Below are 15,424 nucleotides of genomic sequence, written 5' to 3' on the forward strand. Positions count from 1 at the left end.
CGAAAGGAGCAGACAGCATGACGCTGCAACGGCGCGTCCTGAATATAGGTTGCGGTCCTAAGTCCAAGTCCCGCCTGCACCGCGCATTTCACGGCCCCGAATGGGACGAAGTGCGCCTCGACATCGACAAGAATGTGGAACCCGACATTGTCGGCTCCATCGTCGACATGTGGGAAGTGCCCACGGCCAGCTTCGATGCGGTGTGGTCATCCCACAATGTGGAGCATCTCCACGCCCACGAAGTCCAGCCGGCCCTGCGCGAAATCCGGCGCGTGCTGAAGCCCGACGGCTTTCTGCTCGTCACCTGCCCCGACATCGAGGCGGTGGCGCGACTGATTGTCAGCGGCAAGCTGGACGAGCCCGCCTACATTTCCAGCGCGGGGCCCATCACGCCCGTGGACATGATGTTCGGCCATGGCGCCTCCATCGCCGCCGGTCAGCGCTACATGGCCCACAACACGGCCTTCTCGCTGAAGCGGCTGGGCGACCACCTGGTGCAGGCCGGCTTTGCCGAGGCCCGCGGGCTCACCGCCACGTTTGACCTCTGGGTGGTGGGGGCCGCCAGCACCATGGATCTGGCGCGCCGGACCCTTGAAGTCGTGCCGCCGCTCGATGCCCTGTTCGAGGACGAGCCGCAGGCGATCCCTGCTTACGCCCGATGATCCCCGCGCGCGCCACCGCCGCCTCCGGCATGGCGGCGCGCGCCTTGTCGGACCGCGAGCTTCCCGCGGCCATCGGCCGGTGCCTGGCGGAGGGGCGCGCCCAGGAGGCCCTGGCCTATGCGGAGCGGGCCTGCCGGATTGCCGCCGTTCCCGACCCGGACAGCCTGGTTCTGCGGGCCCGGGCCTTCCTTGCCCTCGACCTGGTGGAGCCGGCGCTCTCTGACGCCGCCAACGCGCTCGGCATCGACCCCAACCATCCCGACGCCGCCGCTCTCATCCTCAGCCATGCCCCCGACGAGACAAGCCGCATGGCGGCGGCAGCCATCGTGCTGGCCTCCAGCCCGCGCGCCTCGGATGTGAAGGCCGCCCTGGCGGCGCTGAAAGCGGATGGCGCGCTGGGTCATGCCAGCCTGCGCTTCACCGCCGCGGGGCTGGAAGGGCGAGCCGCCTGGGCGGCGGATGTGGCGGCCGAGCTGGTGATGGAGACGCAGGGAGACGACACCCGCCTCCCGCTGGCCCCGGCGGCGGGTCACCCGCTCCAAGGGCCGTTCGAGCATGCGGCGGACATTTTCCTGTCCATCTCGTCCGCGACCCTCCTCGCACGGGTCGAGATGGACGGTGTCGTAATGGCGCAGGCGCGCCGTGCGCGCCCCCGGACCATCGCCGCGCGCCCCGCCCCAGAGGCGGAGCCTGCGGTCACCGTGCTGATCCCGGTCTATGACGATGTGGCGGCCACCGTCCGGTGCATCGAAAGCGTGCTGGCCCATCGCCCGCCCGGCACGCATCTCGTGCTGGTGGATGACGCCACCCCCAATCCGGCCATCGCTGCGTTTCTCGACGAGTTGGAGGCTCGCGACACGCTCCTGCTGCGCAATGCCGTCAATCTCGGCTTCGTGGGGGCTGTCAATCGGGGGCTTGACGCCATTCCCGGCGGCGACGTCATCCTTCTGAATGCCGATACAGTGGTGCCGGGTGGTTTCGTTGAGCGCCTTGCGGCGGCAGCCTACAGCGCGCCCGACATCGGCACGGTGGTTCCACTGTCCAACAATGGCGAGTTCGTAAGCCTGCCCCGGCCGTTCCTCGCCAATCCCCTGCCCGAGCCGGAGCGGCTGGCCACCATCGACGCGGTGGCGGCGCGGGTGAATGCGGGGCAGGTGCGCGACCTGCCGAGCGGCATTGGCTTCTGCCTTTATATCACCCGCCGTTGCCTTGCGGATGTGCCGGTGCTCTCGGAGGGCTGGGGGCGCGGGTATCTGGAGGATGCGGATTTCTGCCTGCGCGCCCGCGCGCGCGGCTGGCGCAATGTGTGCGCCGGGGACATCTTCGTCGGCCATGAAGGCACGCGCTCGTTCAAGGGGGACAAGCGCAGCCTCGTGATGCGCAACCTGCCGCGCCTGGCCGAGCGCTTTCCCACCTACCGGGCCGCCTGCGCGGCCTTCGTTCATGCCGACCCCCTGGCGGACCTGCGGGCCGCCATCGCCTGCGGCCTGCCGGCCGACGGCCGCGCGCGGCGCCTGGTGGTGGCGGGGCCGCGGCTCGCGCCGCTGGCGCGCCAGATCCCCGGGCGCAGCCTGCCGGCCCTGCACCTGGAACTGGACAGCGCGGCCCCCACCGCCACCGCCCGCCTCACCGCGCCCGACGGCGACGGCCCCTGGCGCCTGCCCTTCCACCTCGGCGCCGAGGACGGCGCACTGCTGGAGCAATTGCGGGCCTGTGGCGTCGCCGAGGTGGAAGTGCTCGCGTACGAGCCCCTACCCTCCACGCTCTGGGCGATGCTGTGCGCACTGGAGCGGCCCATTGATGTGCGGATCGTGGACCTGCGCACGGGTCTGGATCGGGAAGGCGAGCCGGCCGGCCACGGCCTATGGCCGGAGGGATGCGAGCCTCATCTCGGGGTGGTGCAGGCCAGCAATGATGCGGTCGATGCGCTGTTGCGGGCGCAAGCCTGGGCCCCGCGCGACTATCTGAGCCCGCCCATCCGCCGCCTGCGTGCACCGGGGGACGCACCTTACGCCGTTGCGGGGCGGGCCATCGGCCTCATCAGCCCGGTGCCCAGCGCGGCGGGCCTCGCCCTCGCCGAAGCCCTTGCGGCCCGCTTTGCCCCCCGCACGGCGGAGGACGGCATCTTCATCCTAGGTCCGAGCCTGGGTGAATCCCGGCTGCTGAGCCAGCCGTTCATTTTCCCGCTGGGGCCGGTTGCCGCAGAGGAACTGACCGGCTTGGTGCTGCAACACAAGATTGGCGCCTTGATCGTGGCTGATCCCAATGGGTTGGGCTATCCCCTGGTCGAGGCGGCGGCGGACCTTCCGGTGCCAATGGCTTGGCCGGGCATGAAAACACTTTACCCGGGTAGTGATTTGGCACTTGCATTGGGCAGTGCAGCATTGGATTCTGCGGATCACATTCACGCGTGGTTCACGAGCAAGCGGATCTGATGACTTACGCTCCCCAGATCGCGGCAACGGCCGCGCCACATCTGGACCCGCAGCCCGAACTGCCCTGGGCGGCTTTCTATCAGGCCGATTCCGGCTCCTTCGCAGGCTATGCCTTCGCCCCTGCCGAGCCGGGCAGAAAGCTCGCGGTGGAAATGCTGGTGGATGGCGTGCCGACCGCCGTGTGCCTGGCCGACCTCTACCATCCGCTCCTGGCGGAGGCCGGCATCGGGGACGGCTGCCACGGATTCCGCTTCGCCCTCGGCGCGGACGTGCTGGCGGGCGCAACGCGCATCCAGGCCCGTCTGGCCAATACGGATGTGGCGCTGCCCGTGCCCGAGACGGTGGCGGGGGACGGGCTGCTGGTGCCCGGGGAAACCAGCGCAGTGGAATGGCTGGGGGGCCTGCGGTTCCGGGGCTGGCTCAAGGCCACCAGCGATACGCCTTTCATCCTGGTCACCGTAGATGGGGAGGACGTGCGCGAGATCGCCGCCGACCTGTGGACCGTGGCCCAGGCGGATGGATCGCTCCTCCCCGCCCGGGGGTTCGACTTCACCCTGCCCGACAGCTTTGCCGACGGCGTCGCCCATGTGGCGCGCTTTTCCATCCGCAACCAGGCCATCGGCCAAGGCGCCGTCGCCTTTCTGGCTTTTCCCGACCTTCTGCGGGATGCGCTCGACCGCATGTCCGCGCCCGCCAGCGAGGGTCTGCGGGCGGACCTGTTCGACCGGATGCTGCCCCGCTCCATCCCCTTTGAGCGTTATGAGGCCTGGCGGGAGGCGCAGGACGCGCCTGTGCCGGACTTCCCACAGGACGCGGCACCCGTCGGCATCGTGCTTCTGGGCGAGCTGAACCTGGAAGACAGCCTCAACACCCTCGCCCGCCAGCCGGAAGGCTGGATCGTCGGGGTTGTGCCCAGCGACATGGCGCAGGTGGAATTCGACCCGGCCACGGTTGCCGATTTCGTGCGCGGCGAGGGGGCGGACTGCCAGTCCTTCCTCTTCCTGCCGTCCGGCAGCCGCATCCATCCGGGCACGCTGGCCCGGATCGCCCATGCCTTTGCGGCGGACCCCGAGGCCAACCTGCTCCAACTGGACATGGACGTGGAAGGCGCGGACGGGCGCAGTTGGCCTCTGGCGCTGCCCGCGTGCGACTATGAGCGGCTTCTGGAGCAGGGCTATCCGGCCCGCGCCTTCGCCATCCGCCGGCTTGCGCTAGAAACCAGCCTGCGCCGGGGCGCGCGCAATGTCTTCCGGCTCGCCAATGCGATTTTCGATGCCCATCCCCACGCGGCACCGCCGCCGCTCCACCTGATTGGCGCGGGTGTCACCCTTCCCGGCCCGTTGCTGCGGGAGGGAGAAGGCAGCCTGCGGGCGGCGACGCAGGATCATCTGCGCACGCTTCGGATGGAAGCCGCCTGCCTGACGGCCGCCGGCGCCGCCTTGCCCGCGGTGCGTGTCTCGCGCGCGCCGGAGCAGGGACGGGTTTCCGTGGTGGTGAACGCCATGGCCGAACCGGAGATGGTCTCGCGCAGCCTGGCCTCGCTCATCCCCGCCATCCGCCGCCTGTCCGGGGAACTGATTCTCCTGGTGGACCCGGCGCGTCCGGCGCCGGTGCTTCCCCTGGCCTTCCGCCAGGTGCCCGGCATCCATCTGAGCCGCGCCTCCGCCATCAATGCGGGGCTGCGCGCCGCCCAGGGCGACATTCTCGTGCATGTGGATGCGGGCGTGGTGTCGCAGGATGGCGCCTGGCTGGATGAATTGCTGGGACGCCTCGCGGCCCCCGGGGTCGGAGCTGCCGCCAGCCTGCTGCGCGACCCCGACGGCGGCGTGATGGATGCGGGCTATGTGCTCGGCCCCAAGTTCGACGCCCTTCCGGCATTCCAGGACCGGGTGGGCCGAGACCCCGGCTATGGCGACCTGCTTCAGGTGGCCCATGAAGTCGGCGCGCTCTCCTGGCGCTTCATTGCCCTGCGCGCCCACGCCTTCCGTGCGCTGGACGGGCTGGACGAACAGCATTTCCCCTCCTTCCTGTTCGACGTGGATTTCAGCCTGCGGCTGCGGGCGCTGGGCCGACGCCTCATCCTCACGCCCCACGCCCGCACCACCATCGAGCTGGCGGGGCCGGTCGGGCGCGGTTCCTTGCAGCGGGAGCGCCGGGAGCGGGAACTGCGCGCCCTGCGGGCGCGGTGGAGCGCCGAACTGGCCAGCGACCCCTATTACAGCCCGCTCCTGACGCAAGACGGCGTGCCCTATTCCGCCCTCGCCTGGCCGCCTCCCGCTCCGGTGGCCCGTCGGGCCGAGCGGCCCGAAGGCGGGGCGCTGCCGGTCGGGCTTTGAAGCTCCACCACCTGCGTACATCTCAGCACGAGCCTGGCATTGCGGACGGGCGGGGTGCCGCCTTCCCGCGTCCGGGTCGAGCGATGGCCCCGCCCGGACCCGTCCCGTTGGTGCGGCCTCTCCCCCTTCCGTCTTGCTCCAGCGCCAGGGACTGATCCAAAACCTCTACCCACACGTCATGCGAACGAACGTTCGCTCTTGACCTCATGGACCCCGGCCCATATGTGAGCGAACATTCATTCGCAAGCGAGGCTGCGCGTGCACGATGTCGTAGCAACTTCCCCCACCGACCATCGCAGCGACCAGCAGCGGCGCATCATTGCGGCCGCGGTCGCCTGCTTTGCGCGGTCGGGCTTCCACGGCACGTCCATGCAGCAGATCTGCGCCGAGGCGGGGATGAGCCCCGGTGCCCTCTATCGCTACTTCCCCTCCAAGGAATCCCTCATCGGCGCCATCGTGGAAGGGGAACGGGCGGAGCGCGCGCGGCTGTTCCATCAGCTGGCCGAAGCCCCGAGCTTGCTGGACGGCCTGACCTCCTCCATGTCCGCGGTCCTGACCGAGGACACCATGATGTGCGCCCGGCTGGGTCCCGAAATCATGGCCGAGGCCATCCGTAACGAGCGCCTGCGCGCGGCTCTGGAGCCCGTGGAGGCCGAATCGCGCGACATGCTCCGCGCCGCGCTCACGACGGCCCGGGAGCAAGGCCAGATCGATGCCGGGATCGACATCGAAGACCTGATGATCCTGCTTCAGGCCGTGGGTGATGGGCTGGTGCTCAACAACCAACTGCACCCGGAATGGAACATCATCGATCGCCTGCCCGCCTTGTCCGCCCTGGTGGGCCGCATGCTCCCGCCCGCGCCGGCAGCGCAGGAAGACGCAACATGACCCGCTCGCGCCACGAGGTTGACGCGATCCTCACCCATCGTCATGCGCAAGCTCCAGTTACGGAACGTATCGGAGCCTGCCCGCCCTTGTCTTGGAATCCCCGTGTGATGCGTCGCCTTGCCTCCCGCCTTGGCCTTGCCCTTGGCCTTGCCTTTACCCTCGCCGCCACCGGACCCATCCGTGCGGAAACGCCGGCCAGCCCGGCGGCCAAGGGCCTCACCGTGACCGTGATCCGACCCCAGCCTCGGCTCATGACCGAGACGCTGCTCGCCACCGGCTCCCTCAAGGCGCAGGAAGAAATCCAGATCGGTCCTGAGGTTGAAGGCTTCCGGGTGGTGGAGATCCTGGTTGACGTGGGCGACAAGGTGCAGAAGGGCCAGGTGCTGGCGCGGCTTGCCCGCGACATGCTCCAGGTCCAGCTGGCCCAGAACAATGCCAATGGCGCCCGCGCGGAAGCCTCCATCGCCCAGCAGAGCGCCACCCTCGACCAGATGCTGGCCCAGGAGACGGAAGCCTCGGCGGCGGTGGATCGCGCCCGCCAATTGCGCAAGACCGGCGTGATCTCCCAGGAAACCCTGGACGAGCGGGAACGGGCGGTGAAGGTGGCATCCGCCCAGGTCGCCGCCGCCCGCCAGGCGCTGGTGGCGGCCCGCGCCGATGCCAAGCTGGTGCAGGCCCAGAGGGAGGAAATCGAGTTGCGGCTGCGGCGCACCGAGGTGCGTTCGCCGGAAAACGGCGTGATTCTCAGCCGCGATGCACGCCTTGGCTCCATCGTGCTGTCGGCCCGCTCCGAACCGCTGTTCCGCATCGCCAGGGATGGCGCCATTGACCTTGAGGCGGAAGTGCCGGAAGCCTCCATGCCCCGCATCGCCGTGGGGCAGCCGGTGGAGGTGACCCCCGCCGGCTTCACCAAGCCGGTGGAAGGCAAGGTGCGCCTGGTCTCGGCCCAGCTCGACAAAGCCACCCGCCTCGGCAATGTGGAAATCGCATTGCCCGCCGATCCGCGCCTGCGGCCGGGCACCTATGCCCGCGGCCTCATCGAGATCGGCCGCCGCGAGGGACTGGTGGTGCCGCAATCGGCGGTGCTGTTCGACGCCAAGGGCGCCTATGTGCTGGTGGTGAACGACGGCATCGTGGCGGAGCGCCGTGTGGAGCCGGGCCTCAAGGATGACGGCAGCGTGGAACTGGTGCAGGGCGTCACCGCCAAGGACCTGGTGGTGGTGCGCGCCGGCGGCTTCCTGCGCGAGGGGGATCATGTCACCCCGGTGGAGGCCATGCAGACCGCGAAGGACGGCCGCTGATGGCGCTCAACGTTTCCGCATGGGCCATCCGAAAGCCCATTCCCGCCCTGGTCCTGTTCGTGGTGCTCACGGCGCTGGGCATCGTGCATTTCCGGTCCCTGCCGGTGACGCAGATGCCCAATATCGACGTGCCCATCGTCATGGTCACGGTCACCCAGCCCGGCTCCGCGCCAAGCGAGCTGGAGACCCAGGTGACCAAGAAGGTGGAAAACGCCGTGGCCGGCGTCGCCGGGGTGAAGCACATCACCTCCTCCATCTCGGAGGGCACGTCCGTCACCACCATCGAGTTCCACCTGGAGACGGCGGTAGACCGGGCGGTGAACGACACCCGCGACGCGGTGACGAAAATCCGCACCGACCTGCCGCAATCCATCGACGAGCCGCTGATCCAGCGCGTCGACATCGAGGGCTTGCCCATCGTCACCTTCGCGGTCTCCTCGGCCACGCTGAGCCCGGAGGAATTGTCCTGGTTCGTGGATGACACCGTGGCGCGCGCCGTGCAGGGCATTCGCGGCGTGGCACAGGTGAAGCGCGAGGGCGGCGTTGATCGCGAAATCCGCGTTTCGCTCAATCCCGACCGGCTGATGGCGCTCGGCATCACCGCCGCCGAGGTCAGCCGGCAGTTGAAGGCCACCAATCTCGACGTCTCCGGCGGGCGCGGCGAGGTGGGTACGCAGGAACAATCCATCCGCACGCTGGCCGGCGCCACCACGGTGGACGCCCTGGCCGACATGCGCATCGTGCTGTCCAACGGGCGCTATGTGCGCCTGAAGGACCTCGGCCGCGTCTATGACGGCTCGGCCGAGCCGCGGGTCTTCGCCCGCCTGGACGGCCGCCCGGTGGTGGCCTTCGGCGTCTATCGGGCCAAGGGCTTCTCCGACGTGGTGGTGGAGGAACGCGTTCAGGCCGAGATCAAGAAGCTCGGCGCGGCGCATCCCGACGTCACCTTCTCCATGATCGACACCACCGTGCGCTACACCAAGGCCGACTATCAATCGGCCATGCACACGCTGATCGAGGGCGCCATCCTGGCGGTGGTGGTGGTGTTCCTGTTCCTGCGGGACTGGCGGGCCACCATCATCACGACACTGGCCATCCCGCTGTCCATCCTGCCCACCTTCTGGATCATGGACCTCCTGGGCTTTTCGCTGAATGCGGTGAGCCTTCTGGCCATCACGCTGGTGACCGGCATCCTGGTGGACGACGCCATCGTGGAGATCGAGAACATCGTGCGGCACATGCGGCAGGGCAAGTCGCCCTATCGCGCGGCCATTGAGGCGGCGGACGAGATCGGTTTGGCCGTGGTGGCGACCACCCTGACCATCGCCGCCGTGTTCGTTCCGGTCTCCTTCATGGGCGGCATTGCCGGCCAGTATTTCAAGCAGTTCGGCATCACCGTGGCGATCGCCGTGCTGTTTTCCCTCGCGGTGGCGCGGCTCATCACGCCGCTGCTCGCCGCCTATTTCCTGCGCGACACCGGCCACCAGCACGTCAAGGAAGGCGTGGTGATGCGCAATTATGTGCGCCTGCTGGGCTGGTCGGTGCGCCATCGCTTCGTGACCATCCTGATGGGCTTCGGCGTGTTCGCCGGCACCATCTACCTGTCCACCCTGCTGCCCTCCGGCTTCCTGCCCAACAACGACATCTCCCGCTCCATGCTGTCCATCGAGATGCCCCCCGGCACCACGCTGGCGGAGACGCAGGACGTGGCGGACCGCATCACGCGGCTGCTGCTGGACCAGCCGGAAGTCGCCAGCGTCTATGCCACCGCCGGGACTGGCGGCGATGGGCTCACCGCCGGCGAGGTTCGCAAGGCGCAGGTGGTCGCCAATCTGAAGCCCCGCAAGGAACGCTCCGTCGACCAGAAGACCTTCGAGGGCCGCCTGCACGACGACCTCACCGCCATCCCGGACATGCGCTTCACCTGGAGCCCCAATGGGCAGGCGGCGCAGCGCGGCTTCACCGTGATCCTGTCCGGCAATGACGGCGAGGCGGTGGAGGAGGCGGCCCTCCAGCTGGAGAAGGAGGTGCGTGACCAGGTGCCGGTGCTGTCGAACGTGGTGTCCAGCGCCTCCCTCGACCGGCCCGAGATCCGCATCATCCCCAAGCTCGACCAGGCAGCGCAGCTGGGCGTGTCGGTGGACACCATCGCCGAGACCGTGCGCATCGCCACCATCGGCGACATCAATGCCAACCTCGCCAAGTTCTCGGCCAAGGACCGGCAGATCGACATCCGCGTGCAGATGGACGAGCGGGCGCGCGCCCGCCTGTCCACCTTCGATGCCATCCGCGTGCCCACCAAGACCGGCGTGTCGGTGCCGCTGTCCGCCGTGGCCACCGTCGAGTTCGGCAAGGGCCCGACAGCGTTGGAGCGCTACGATCGCGCCCGGCGGATCGCGGTCGAAGCGGACCTGGTGGGGACGACGCCGCTCGGCACCGCGCTTGAACAGGTGAAAGCGCTTCCCGCCGCCCGCAACCTGCCGGCCGGCGTGACACTGAAGGAATCCGGCGACGCGGAAATCATGGAAGAGGTGTTCACCGGCTTCGCCCTCGCCATCGCGGCGGGCGTGATGCTGGTGCTGGCGGTGCTGGTGCTGCTGTTCCAGGACGTGTTGCAGCCCATCACCATCCTGATCTCGCTGCCGCTCTCGGTGGGCGGCGCCTTCATCGCGCTGCTGCTGACGGGCAATTCGGTGTCGCTGCCGGTGGTCATCGGCTTCCTCATGCTCATGGGCATCGTGACCAAGAACGCCATTCTCCTGGTGGATTTCGCGGTGGACTCCATGGCGCTCGGCCATTCCCGCTTCGAGGCCCTGATGGAAGCCGGCCGCAAGCGCGCCCAGCCGATCGTCATGACCACCATCGCCATGGCGGCGGGCATGGTGCCCTCGGCCTTGGCGCTGGGCGAAGGCGGCGCCTTCCGGGCGCCCATGGCCATTGCCGTGATCGGCGGCCTGCTGGCCTCCACCGTGCTGTCGCTGGTGTTCGTGCCGGCCGTCTTCACGGTGATGGACGACCTGCGGCGCATCCTCGCGCGCGTGTTCGGCCGCTTCATCGGCGCCCGTGACGAGCCGGACGGTCCCCACGACGCACATGGCGACCGCCACCTCACCTCCCCCGCCCACCCCAAGCCCGCCGAATAAGACCCACTCAAGTTCTTCGGGACGAACAGCAGCATCCCACCCAGGGGGCCGCCAGTGGCCCCCTCGCCTATTTCACATATGATTTTTGGCATGGCAGCCTCCCACTTGACTTGTTCGTCAAAGCGAACGATGCTGCATCGCAGGATTTTCAAGGATCGGGTGCGGCCATGATGCGCTGCCGGTGTATGCGAATGTGAAGCCCAGCGGCTCGGCGCGCCCCGCGTGCTGTCCGTTGGTTCCGTTCGGCACGCGCTCCGGCAGGCTCAAGCCCGTTGTGCGTATGCCACCGGGGTCCGGCCCCGCCGGTCCCGTTCGCCCTGTTCCCTCTCCCCGCCGCCCTTCACCGCCCCCGGCCTTTCACCGGGCGCTGGCGTGCGCGGCTTTGCCATGGTGACATGCGCATGAATGCCCTTTCTCCCATAGCCGTGCCCGTCGCCGCTGCGACGGAACCCGTAGGAACACCTCACGTGGCGCCCTCCGTCGTCCAGTTCGAGCATGTGGGCAAGACCTTCTCGGCCCGCCGCGGCACGCCCGAAGTGGCGGCACTGTCGGATGTGAACCTTTCGGTGCCCGAGGGCACCATTGTCGGCGTCATCGGCCGCTCGGGTGCCGGCAAGTCCACCCTCATCCGCCTGGTGAACGGCCTGGAGCGCGCCACCTCCGGCCGCGTGGTGGTGGATGGCACGGACATCACCGGCCTCTCGGAGCCGGGCCTTCGCGAGGCGCGCCGCTCCATCGGCATGATCTTCCAGCATTTCAACCTGCTGGCCCGGCGCACCGCGTTCGAAAACGCCGCACTGCCCCTTGAGATCGCCGGCGTCCCCGCCCGCGAGATCAAGGCCCGCGTCGAGCCGCTCCTGGAGCTCGTGGGCCTCGCCGACAAGCGCGACCGCTATCCGGCGGAATTGTCGGGGGGCCAGAAGCAGCGGGTGGGCATCGCCCGCGCGCTGGCCATGCGTCCCCGCGTCCTGCTTTCGGACGAGGCGACCTCCGCCCTCGACCCGGAAACCACCAACCAGATCCTCGCCCTGCTGCGCAAGGTGAATGCGGAGCTGAACCTCACCGTCCTTCTCATCACCCATGAGATGGGGGTCATCAAGGCCGTCGCGGACCGGGTGGCGGTGCTCGACGGCGGGCGCATCGTGGAGGACGGGCCCACCTATGAGATCTTCGCCCGGCCCCGGCATGCCACCACGCGCTCCTTCATCTCGGCCCTGACCGGCGCCTCCCTGCCGCCTTACATCGCCGACCGCTTGCGGCCCGAACCCATTGCAGGGGGCCAGGCGCTGGTGCGAGTGGTCTTCACCGGCAACCACGCCACCGATCCCGTGCTCTCGCGGGTGTCGCGGGTGCTGGGCATCGACCTCAACATCATCCAGGCCCAGGTGGACGACATTGCCGGCGTGCCGTTCGGCGTGATCGTGGTGGGCGTGCCCAGCACGCCCGGCACCGTGGAGGCCATGCGCGCCGCCGTGGAGCGGCTCGATCTCAGCACGGAGGTGCTCGGCTATGTCGCTTGATTTCCTCACCCCCGCCATGGTCGACCTCCTGATCGAGGCCACCAAGGCCACCCTCTATATGGTGGCGGTGGCCGGCCTCATCGGCACCGCCATCGGCCTGCCGCTCGGCGTGTTCCTCGCCACCAGCCGCACGGGCGAGCTGTTCGCCGCGCCGCTCGTCAACCACGCCTTGGGCCTGGTGGTGAACGCGGCCCGGTCCACGCCCTTCATCATCCTGGTGGTGGCCATCATCCCCTTCACCCGCCTGATCGCCGGCACCTCCATCGGCACCAATGCCGCCATCGTGCCGCTCACCGTGGCCGCCGCGCCCTTCATCGCCCGCCTCATCGAGGCCGCCATCCGCGAAGTGGACCAGGGGCTGGTGGAAGCCGCCCGCGCCATGGGCGCAAGCCCGGTCCAGATCGTGGTCAAGGTGCTGCTGCCGGAAGCCCTGCCCGCCATCACGCTGGCCCTGACACTGGCCGCCGTGAGCTTGCTCGGCTACTCGGCCATGGTGGGCGCGGTGGGCGGCGGCGGCCTCGGCGACCTCGGCATCCGCTTCGGCTACCAGCGCTTCATGCCGGAGGTGATGGCCACCGTGGTGGTGGTGCTCATCCTGCTGGTCCAGCTCGTCCAGAGCGCCGGCGACCTTCTGGCCCGCCGCCTCGACAAGCGCAGCCGCCGGGACTGAACCGGCGGCCCGCTCAGACCCTCCTCCCTTCCGACACTCCCAGTTCCGACACTCCCAGTTCCGACACTCCCAGTTCCGACACTCCCAGTTCCGACACTCCCAGGAGAAATCCCATGACCCTTCGCAGCCTTCTGGCCGGCGCGGCCCTGGCGCTCGTCGCCACCGCCGCCGGCGCCGAAACCATCAAGGTGGGCGTCACCCCCGGCCCCCACGCCCAGATCCTGGAAGCGGTGAAGCCCATCGCCGCCAAGCAGGGCCTCGACATCCAGATCGTCGAATTTTCCGACTATGTGGTGCCGAACGAGGCGCTGAATTCCGGCGAGCTCCAGGCCAACTCCTTCCAGCACCAGCCGTACCTCGATAACCAGGTGGCCGACCGCGGCTACAAGCTGGTCTCCGTGGGCCAGACGGTGAACTTCCCCATCGGCATCTATTCCAAGAAATATAAGAGCCTTGATGACCTGCCGGCGGGCGCGAGCGTCGGCATTCCCAACGATCCCACCAATGGCGGCCGCGTGCTGCTGCTGCTGCGCGACAAGGGCTATATCAAGCTGCGCGACGGCGTCGGCTTCAAGCCGTCGGTGGCTGACATCACCGAGAATCCGAAGAAGCTGAAGATCGTCGAGATCGACGCCGCCCAGCTGCCGCGCTCCCTGCCCGACCTCGACGCCGCCGGCATCAACACCAATTATGCCAAGGAAGCCGGCCTCGACCCGGTGAAGGATCCGATCCTGCGCGAGGACCCCAAGGGTCCCTATGTGAACGTCATCGCCGTGCGCGTGGCCGACAAGGACAAGCCCTATGTGAAGATCCTGGTGGAAAGCTATCGCTCGCCGGAGGTGAAGGAGTTCATACTGACCACCTTCAAGGGCGCCGTGCTGCCGAGCTGGTGAGCCCCGGGGCGAGATATTCTTCGTCCCTCTGAAACGCGAAAAAAGCGCCGCCCCTTCCGGAGCGGCGCTTTTTTGGTGCGCGCTTCGACGCCCGCCGGATCAGTCCGCGGCCTCGAGCCGCGAGACCACCAGCGTGCGCGCCGCGTCCACCAGCGCATCGTAATCCTGCGCCATGGGGACCCCCACGGCGCTTTCCAGCGCGGTCTTCAAGGTCCAGACCGCGCTCATATCGGCGGGATGCTCCAGGACGTCGCGCAATTGCTCCGCGCCCCCCTCATCCATGATGCGCGCCAGCAGATCCAGCAGCACGACCGCCACCGGCTTCTCCAACCCCAGCGCCACATCACCCTTTAAGGCCGCGGCGGTATCGATCTCGGTTTCCTGGAACGGGCTCTCGGTCATGGTGCGGGTCCTTCCTGTTCGATCAACCTGCGGGCTGGGCCCGGCGGTGGCGCGCACTCGACTATGGATCAGATCACCGCCCAATCCGAAGGGTATGACAATAGTCCGCCATTGTGGCCTGTTCGGGCCGAGGCCTTCACAAGGGCTTGCGCGCCACCAGGAAGAGGCGGGGAAAAGCGAGCAGCACCTTGCCGTCGGTGTGGACCGGATAATGGGGCGCGATCAATTCGATGTAGCGCGCCAGATAGGCCGCCCGCTCATCGGGCGTGAGCGGATCGAGGAAGGGGCGCAGGCCCGTGCTCTTCACCCATTCGGCAATGGCGACATGGCCGTCGAGGGGATGGTGATAGGTGGTGCGCCAGATGTCGAGGGCCGCGCATCGGGGACGCAGCATGGCATAATACGCATCGACGCTGGGCAAGGGCGTGCGGGCATCGGCGGCGGACTTCAGCTTTTCCGCCCAGGGGCCTTCGGCCGCAGCGATACGCATGGCGGCGTGGGAGGGTTCCTCCAGATTGTCCGGCATCTGCACCGCGAGGAAGCCGCCGGGAGCCAGCTGATCCATGAGGCGGGGCAGAAGGGCCTCATGGTCGGGCACCCATTGCAGGACCGCATTGGCGAACAGGATGTCGGCCGGCACGTCCAGGCCGAGCGACGAGATGTCGCCCAGGAGGAAGCTGGCGCCGGGCAGGCGCTTGCGCGCGGCCGCGATCATGTCCGGGGAGGTGTCGATGCCGGACACTCGCGCCTGTGGGAAGCGCTGCGCCAGAAGCTCCGTGGAATTTCCCGGACCGCAGCCGAGATCCACAACCTCCCGTGGGCTGATCGGCGGGATGCGAGCGAGGAGATCGGACGAGGGGCGCGTGCGCTCATCCTCGAACTTCAGATAGAGCGCGGCATTCCAATCCTGAGCCGGTGCCGTGATGGCCATGGTGCCCTCCCCTTCTCGTCCGGGGAATGCATACGCCCATGTCGGTTTCGCGCAAGAGGCGTGGCGGGCTTCTGGCTTTGTGGTGCGTGCAGTGCGTGTGGTCTGGACAGCAAAAACCCCCTTTGATCTTTCGATCATCGGGGGTTTTTGTTTTGCTTATCGTGTTTAGAGTTTTGATGTCCTTTGCAGGCCTGGCAGCGACCTACTCTCCCGCGTCTTGAGACGAAGTACCATTGGCGCTGA

At 68.4% G+C, this 15,424-nt stretch carries 11 protein-coding genes; 9 read left to right on the forward strand and 2 right to left on the reverse strand.

Going from position 1 to position 15,424, the window contains the following annotated elements; all coding sequences use genetic code 11:
• Positions 1-17 precede the first annotated feature (17 nt).
• The 9 genes from ACT54L_RS08700 (at position 18) to ACT54L_RS08740 (ending at position 13,848) form a co-directional block, all read left to right on the forward strand.
• The gene (locus ACT54L_RS08700; RefSeq protein ID WP_476085147.1) at positions 18-662 is read left to right on the forward strand and encodes a class I SAM-dependent methyltransferase; all 645 of its coding nucleotides are present in this window, start codon (positions 18-20) and stop codon (positions 660-662) included.
• Positions 659-3,097 carry a glycosyltransferase family 2 protein gene (locus ACT54L_RS08705; RefSeq protein WP_476085148.1) on the forward strand — a complete coding sequence of 813 codons (2,439 nt, stop codon included), beginning with the start codon at positions 659-661 and terminating at the stop codon, positions 3,095-3,097. Before ACT54L_RS08700 ends, ACT54L_RS08705 begins: the two co-directional genes overlap by 4 nt.
• Positions 3,097-5,433 (forward strand): hypothetical protein, encoded by a 2,337-nt coding sequence (locus ACT54L_RS08710; protein WP_476085149.1) that lies wholly within the window; start codon positions 3,097-3,099, stop codon positions 5,431-5,433. Before ACT54L_RS08705 ends, ACT54L_RS08710 begins: the two co-directional genes overlap by 1 nt.
• A 258-nt stretch (positions 5,434-5,691) precedes the next feature.
• Positions 5,692-6,321 (forward strand): TetR/AcrR family transcriptional regulator, encoded by a 630-nt coding sequence (locus ACT54L_RS08715; RefSeq protein WP_476085150.1) that lies wholly within the window; start codon positions 5,692-5,694, stop codon positions 6,319-6,321.
• Between the two features lie 107 nt (positions 6,322-6,428).
• On the forward strand, positions 6,429-7,622 hold the full coding sequence (locus tag ACT54L_RS08720; protein ID WP_476085152.1) for an efflux RND transporter periplasmic adaptor subunit: 1,194 nt from the start codon (positions 6,429-6,431) through the stop codon (positions 7,620-7,622).
• Positions 7,622-10,765, forward strand: coding sequence for an efflux RND transporter permease subunit (locus tag ACT54L_RS08725; RefSeq protein ID WP_476085153.1), 3,144 nt, complete (start codon positions 7,622-7,624; stop codon positions 10,763-10,765). The genes ACT54L_RS08720 and ACT54L_RS08725 overlap by 1 nt, the downstream gene beginning before the upstream one ends.
• Positions 10,766-11,160: 395 nt before the next feature.
• Positions 11,161-12,285, forward strand: coding sequence for a methionine ABC transporter ATP-binding protein (locus tag ACT54L_RS08730; protein WP_476085154.1), 1,125 nt, complete (start codon positions 11,161-11,163; stop codon positions 12,283-12,285).
• Positions 12,275-12,955, forward strand: coding sequence for a methionine ABC transporter permease (locus ACT54L_RS08735; protein WP_476085155.1), 681 nt, complete (start codon positions 12,275-12,277; stop codon positions 12,953-12,955). Before ACT54L_RS08730 ends, ACT54L_RS08735 begins: the two co-directional genes overlap by 11 nt.
• Positions 12,956-13,068: 113 nt before the next feature.
• Positions 13,069-13,848 (forward strand): MetQ/NlpA family ABC transporter substrate-binding protein, encoded by a 780-nt coding sequence (locus tag ACT54L_RS08740; RefSeq protein WP_476085157.1) that lies wholly within the window; start codon positions 13,069-13,071, stop codon positions 13,846-13,848.
• Positions 13,849-13,947: 99 nt separating this feature from the next.
• Here ACT54L_RS08740 and ACT54L_RS08745 read toward each other — a convergent pair whose 3' ends face one another.
• Complete coding sequence (locus ACT54L_RS08745; RefSeq protein WP_476085158.1) at positions 13,948-14,250, reverse strand: hypothetical protein; 303 nt, start codon at positions 14,248-14,250, stop codon at positions 13,948-13,950.
• A 136-nt stretch (positions 14,251-14,386) separates the two neighbouring features.
• The gene (tam, locus tag ACT54L_RS08750) at positions 14,387-15,181 is read right to left on the reverse strand and encodes a trans-aconitate 2-methyltransferase (RefSeq protein ID WP_476085160.1); all 795 of its coding nucleotides are present in this window, start codon (positions 15,179-15,181) and stop codon (positions 14,387-14,389) included.
• Positions 15,182-15,424: the final 243 nt, after the last annotated feature.

This window comes from Aquabacter sp. DMC10 (assembly GCF_056314145.1).

Excerpts from the sequence above, each read along its gene's own strand:
- ACT54L_RS08745 (WP_476085158.1), bottom strand. The coding sequence starts at position 14,250 with ATGACCGAGAGCCCGTTCCAGGAAACCGAGATCGATACCGCCGCGGCC.
- ACT54L_RS08735 (WP_476085155.1), top strand. The coding sequence starts at position 12,275 with ATGTCGCTTGATTTCCTCACCCCCGCCATGGTCGACCTCCTGATCGAG.
- ACT54L_RS08740 (WP_476085157.1), top strand. The coding sequence starts at position 13,069 with ATGACCCTTCGCAGCCTTCTGGCCGGCGCGGCCCTGGCGCTCGTCGCC.
- ACT54L_RS08705 (WP_476085148.1), top strand. The coding sequence starts at position 659 with ATGATCCCCGCGCGCGCCACCGCCGCCTCCGGCATGGCGGCGCGCGCC.
- ACT54L_RS08730 (WP_476085154.1), top strand. The coding sequence starts at position 11,161 with ATGCGCATGAATGCCCTTTCTCCCATAGCCGTGCCCGTCGCCGCTGCG.
- ACT54L_RS08720 (WP_476085152.1), top strand. The coding sequence starts at position 6,429 with ATGCGTCGCCTTGCCTCCCGCCTTGGCCTTGCCCTTGGCCTTGCCTTT.
- ACT54L_RS08700 (WP_476085147.1), top strand. The coding sequence starts at position 18 with ATGACGCTGCAACGGCGCGTCCTGAATATAGGTTGCGGTCCTAAGTCC.
- ACT54L_RS08710 (WP_476085149.1), top strand. The coding sequence starts at position 3,097 with ATGACTTACGCTCCCCAGATCGCGGCAACGGCCGCGCCACATCTGGAC.
- tam (WP_476085160.1), bottom strand. The coding sequence starts at position 15,181 with ATGGCCATCACGGCACCGGCTCAGGATTGGAATGCCGCGCTCTATCTG.
- ACT54L_RS08725 (WP_476085153.1), top strand. The coding sequence starts at position 7,622 with ATGGCGCTCAACGTTTCCGCATGGGCCATCCGAAAGCCCATTCCCGCC.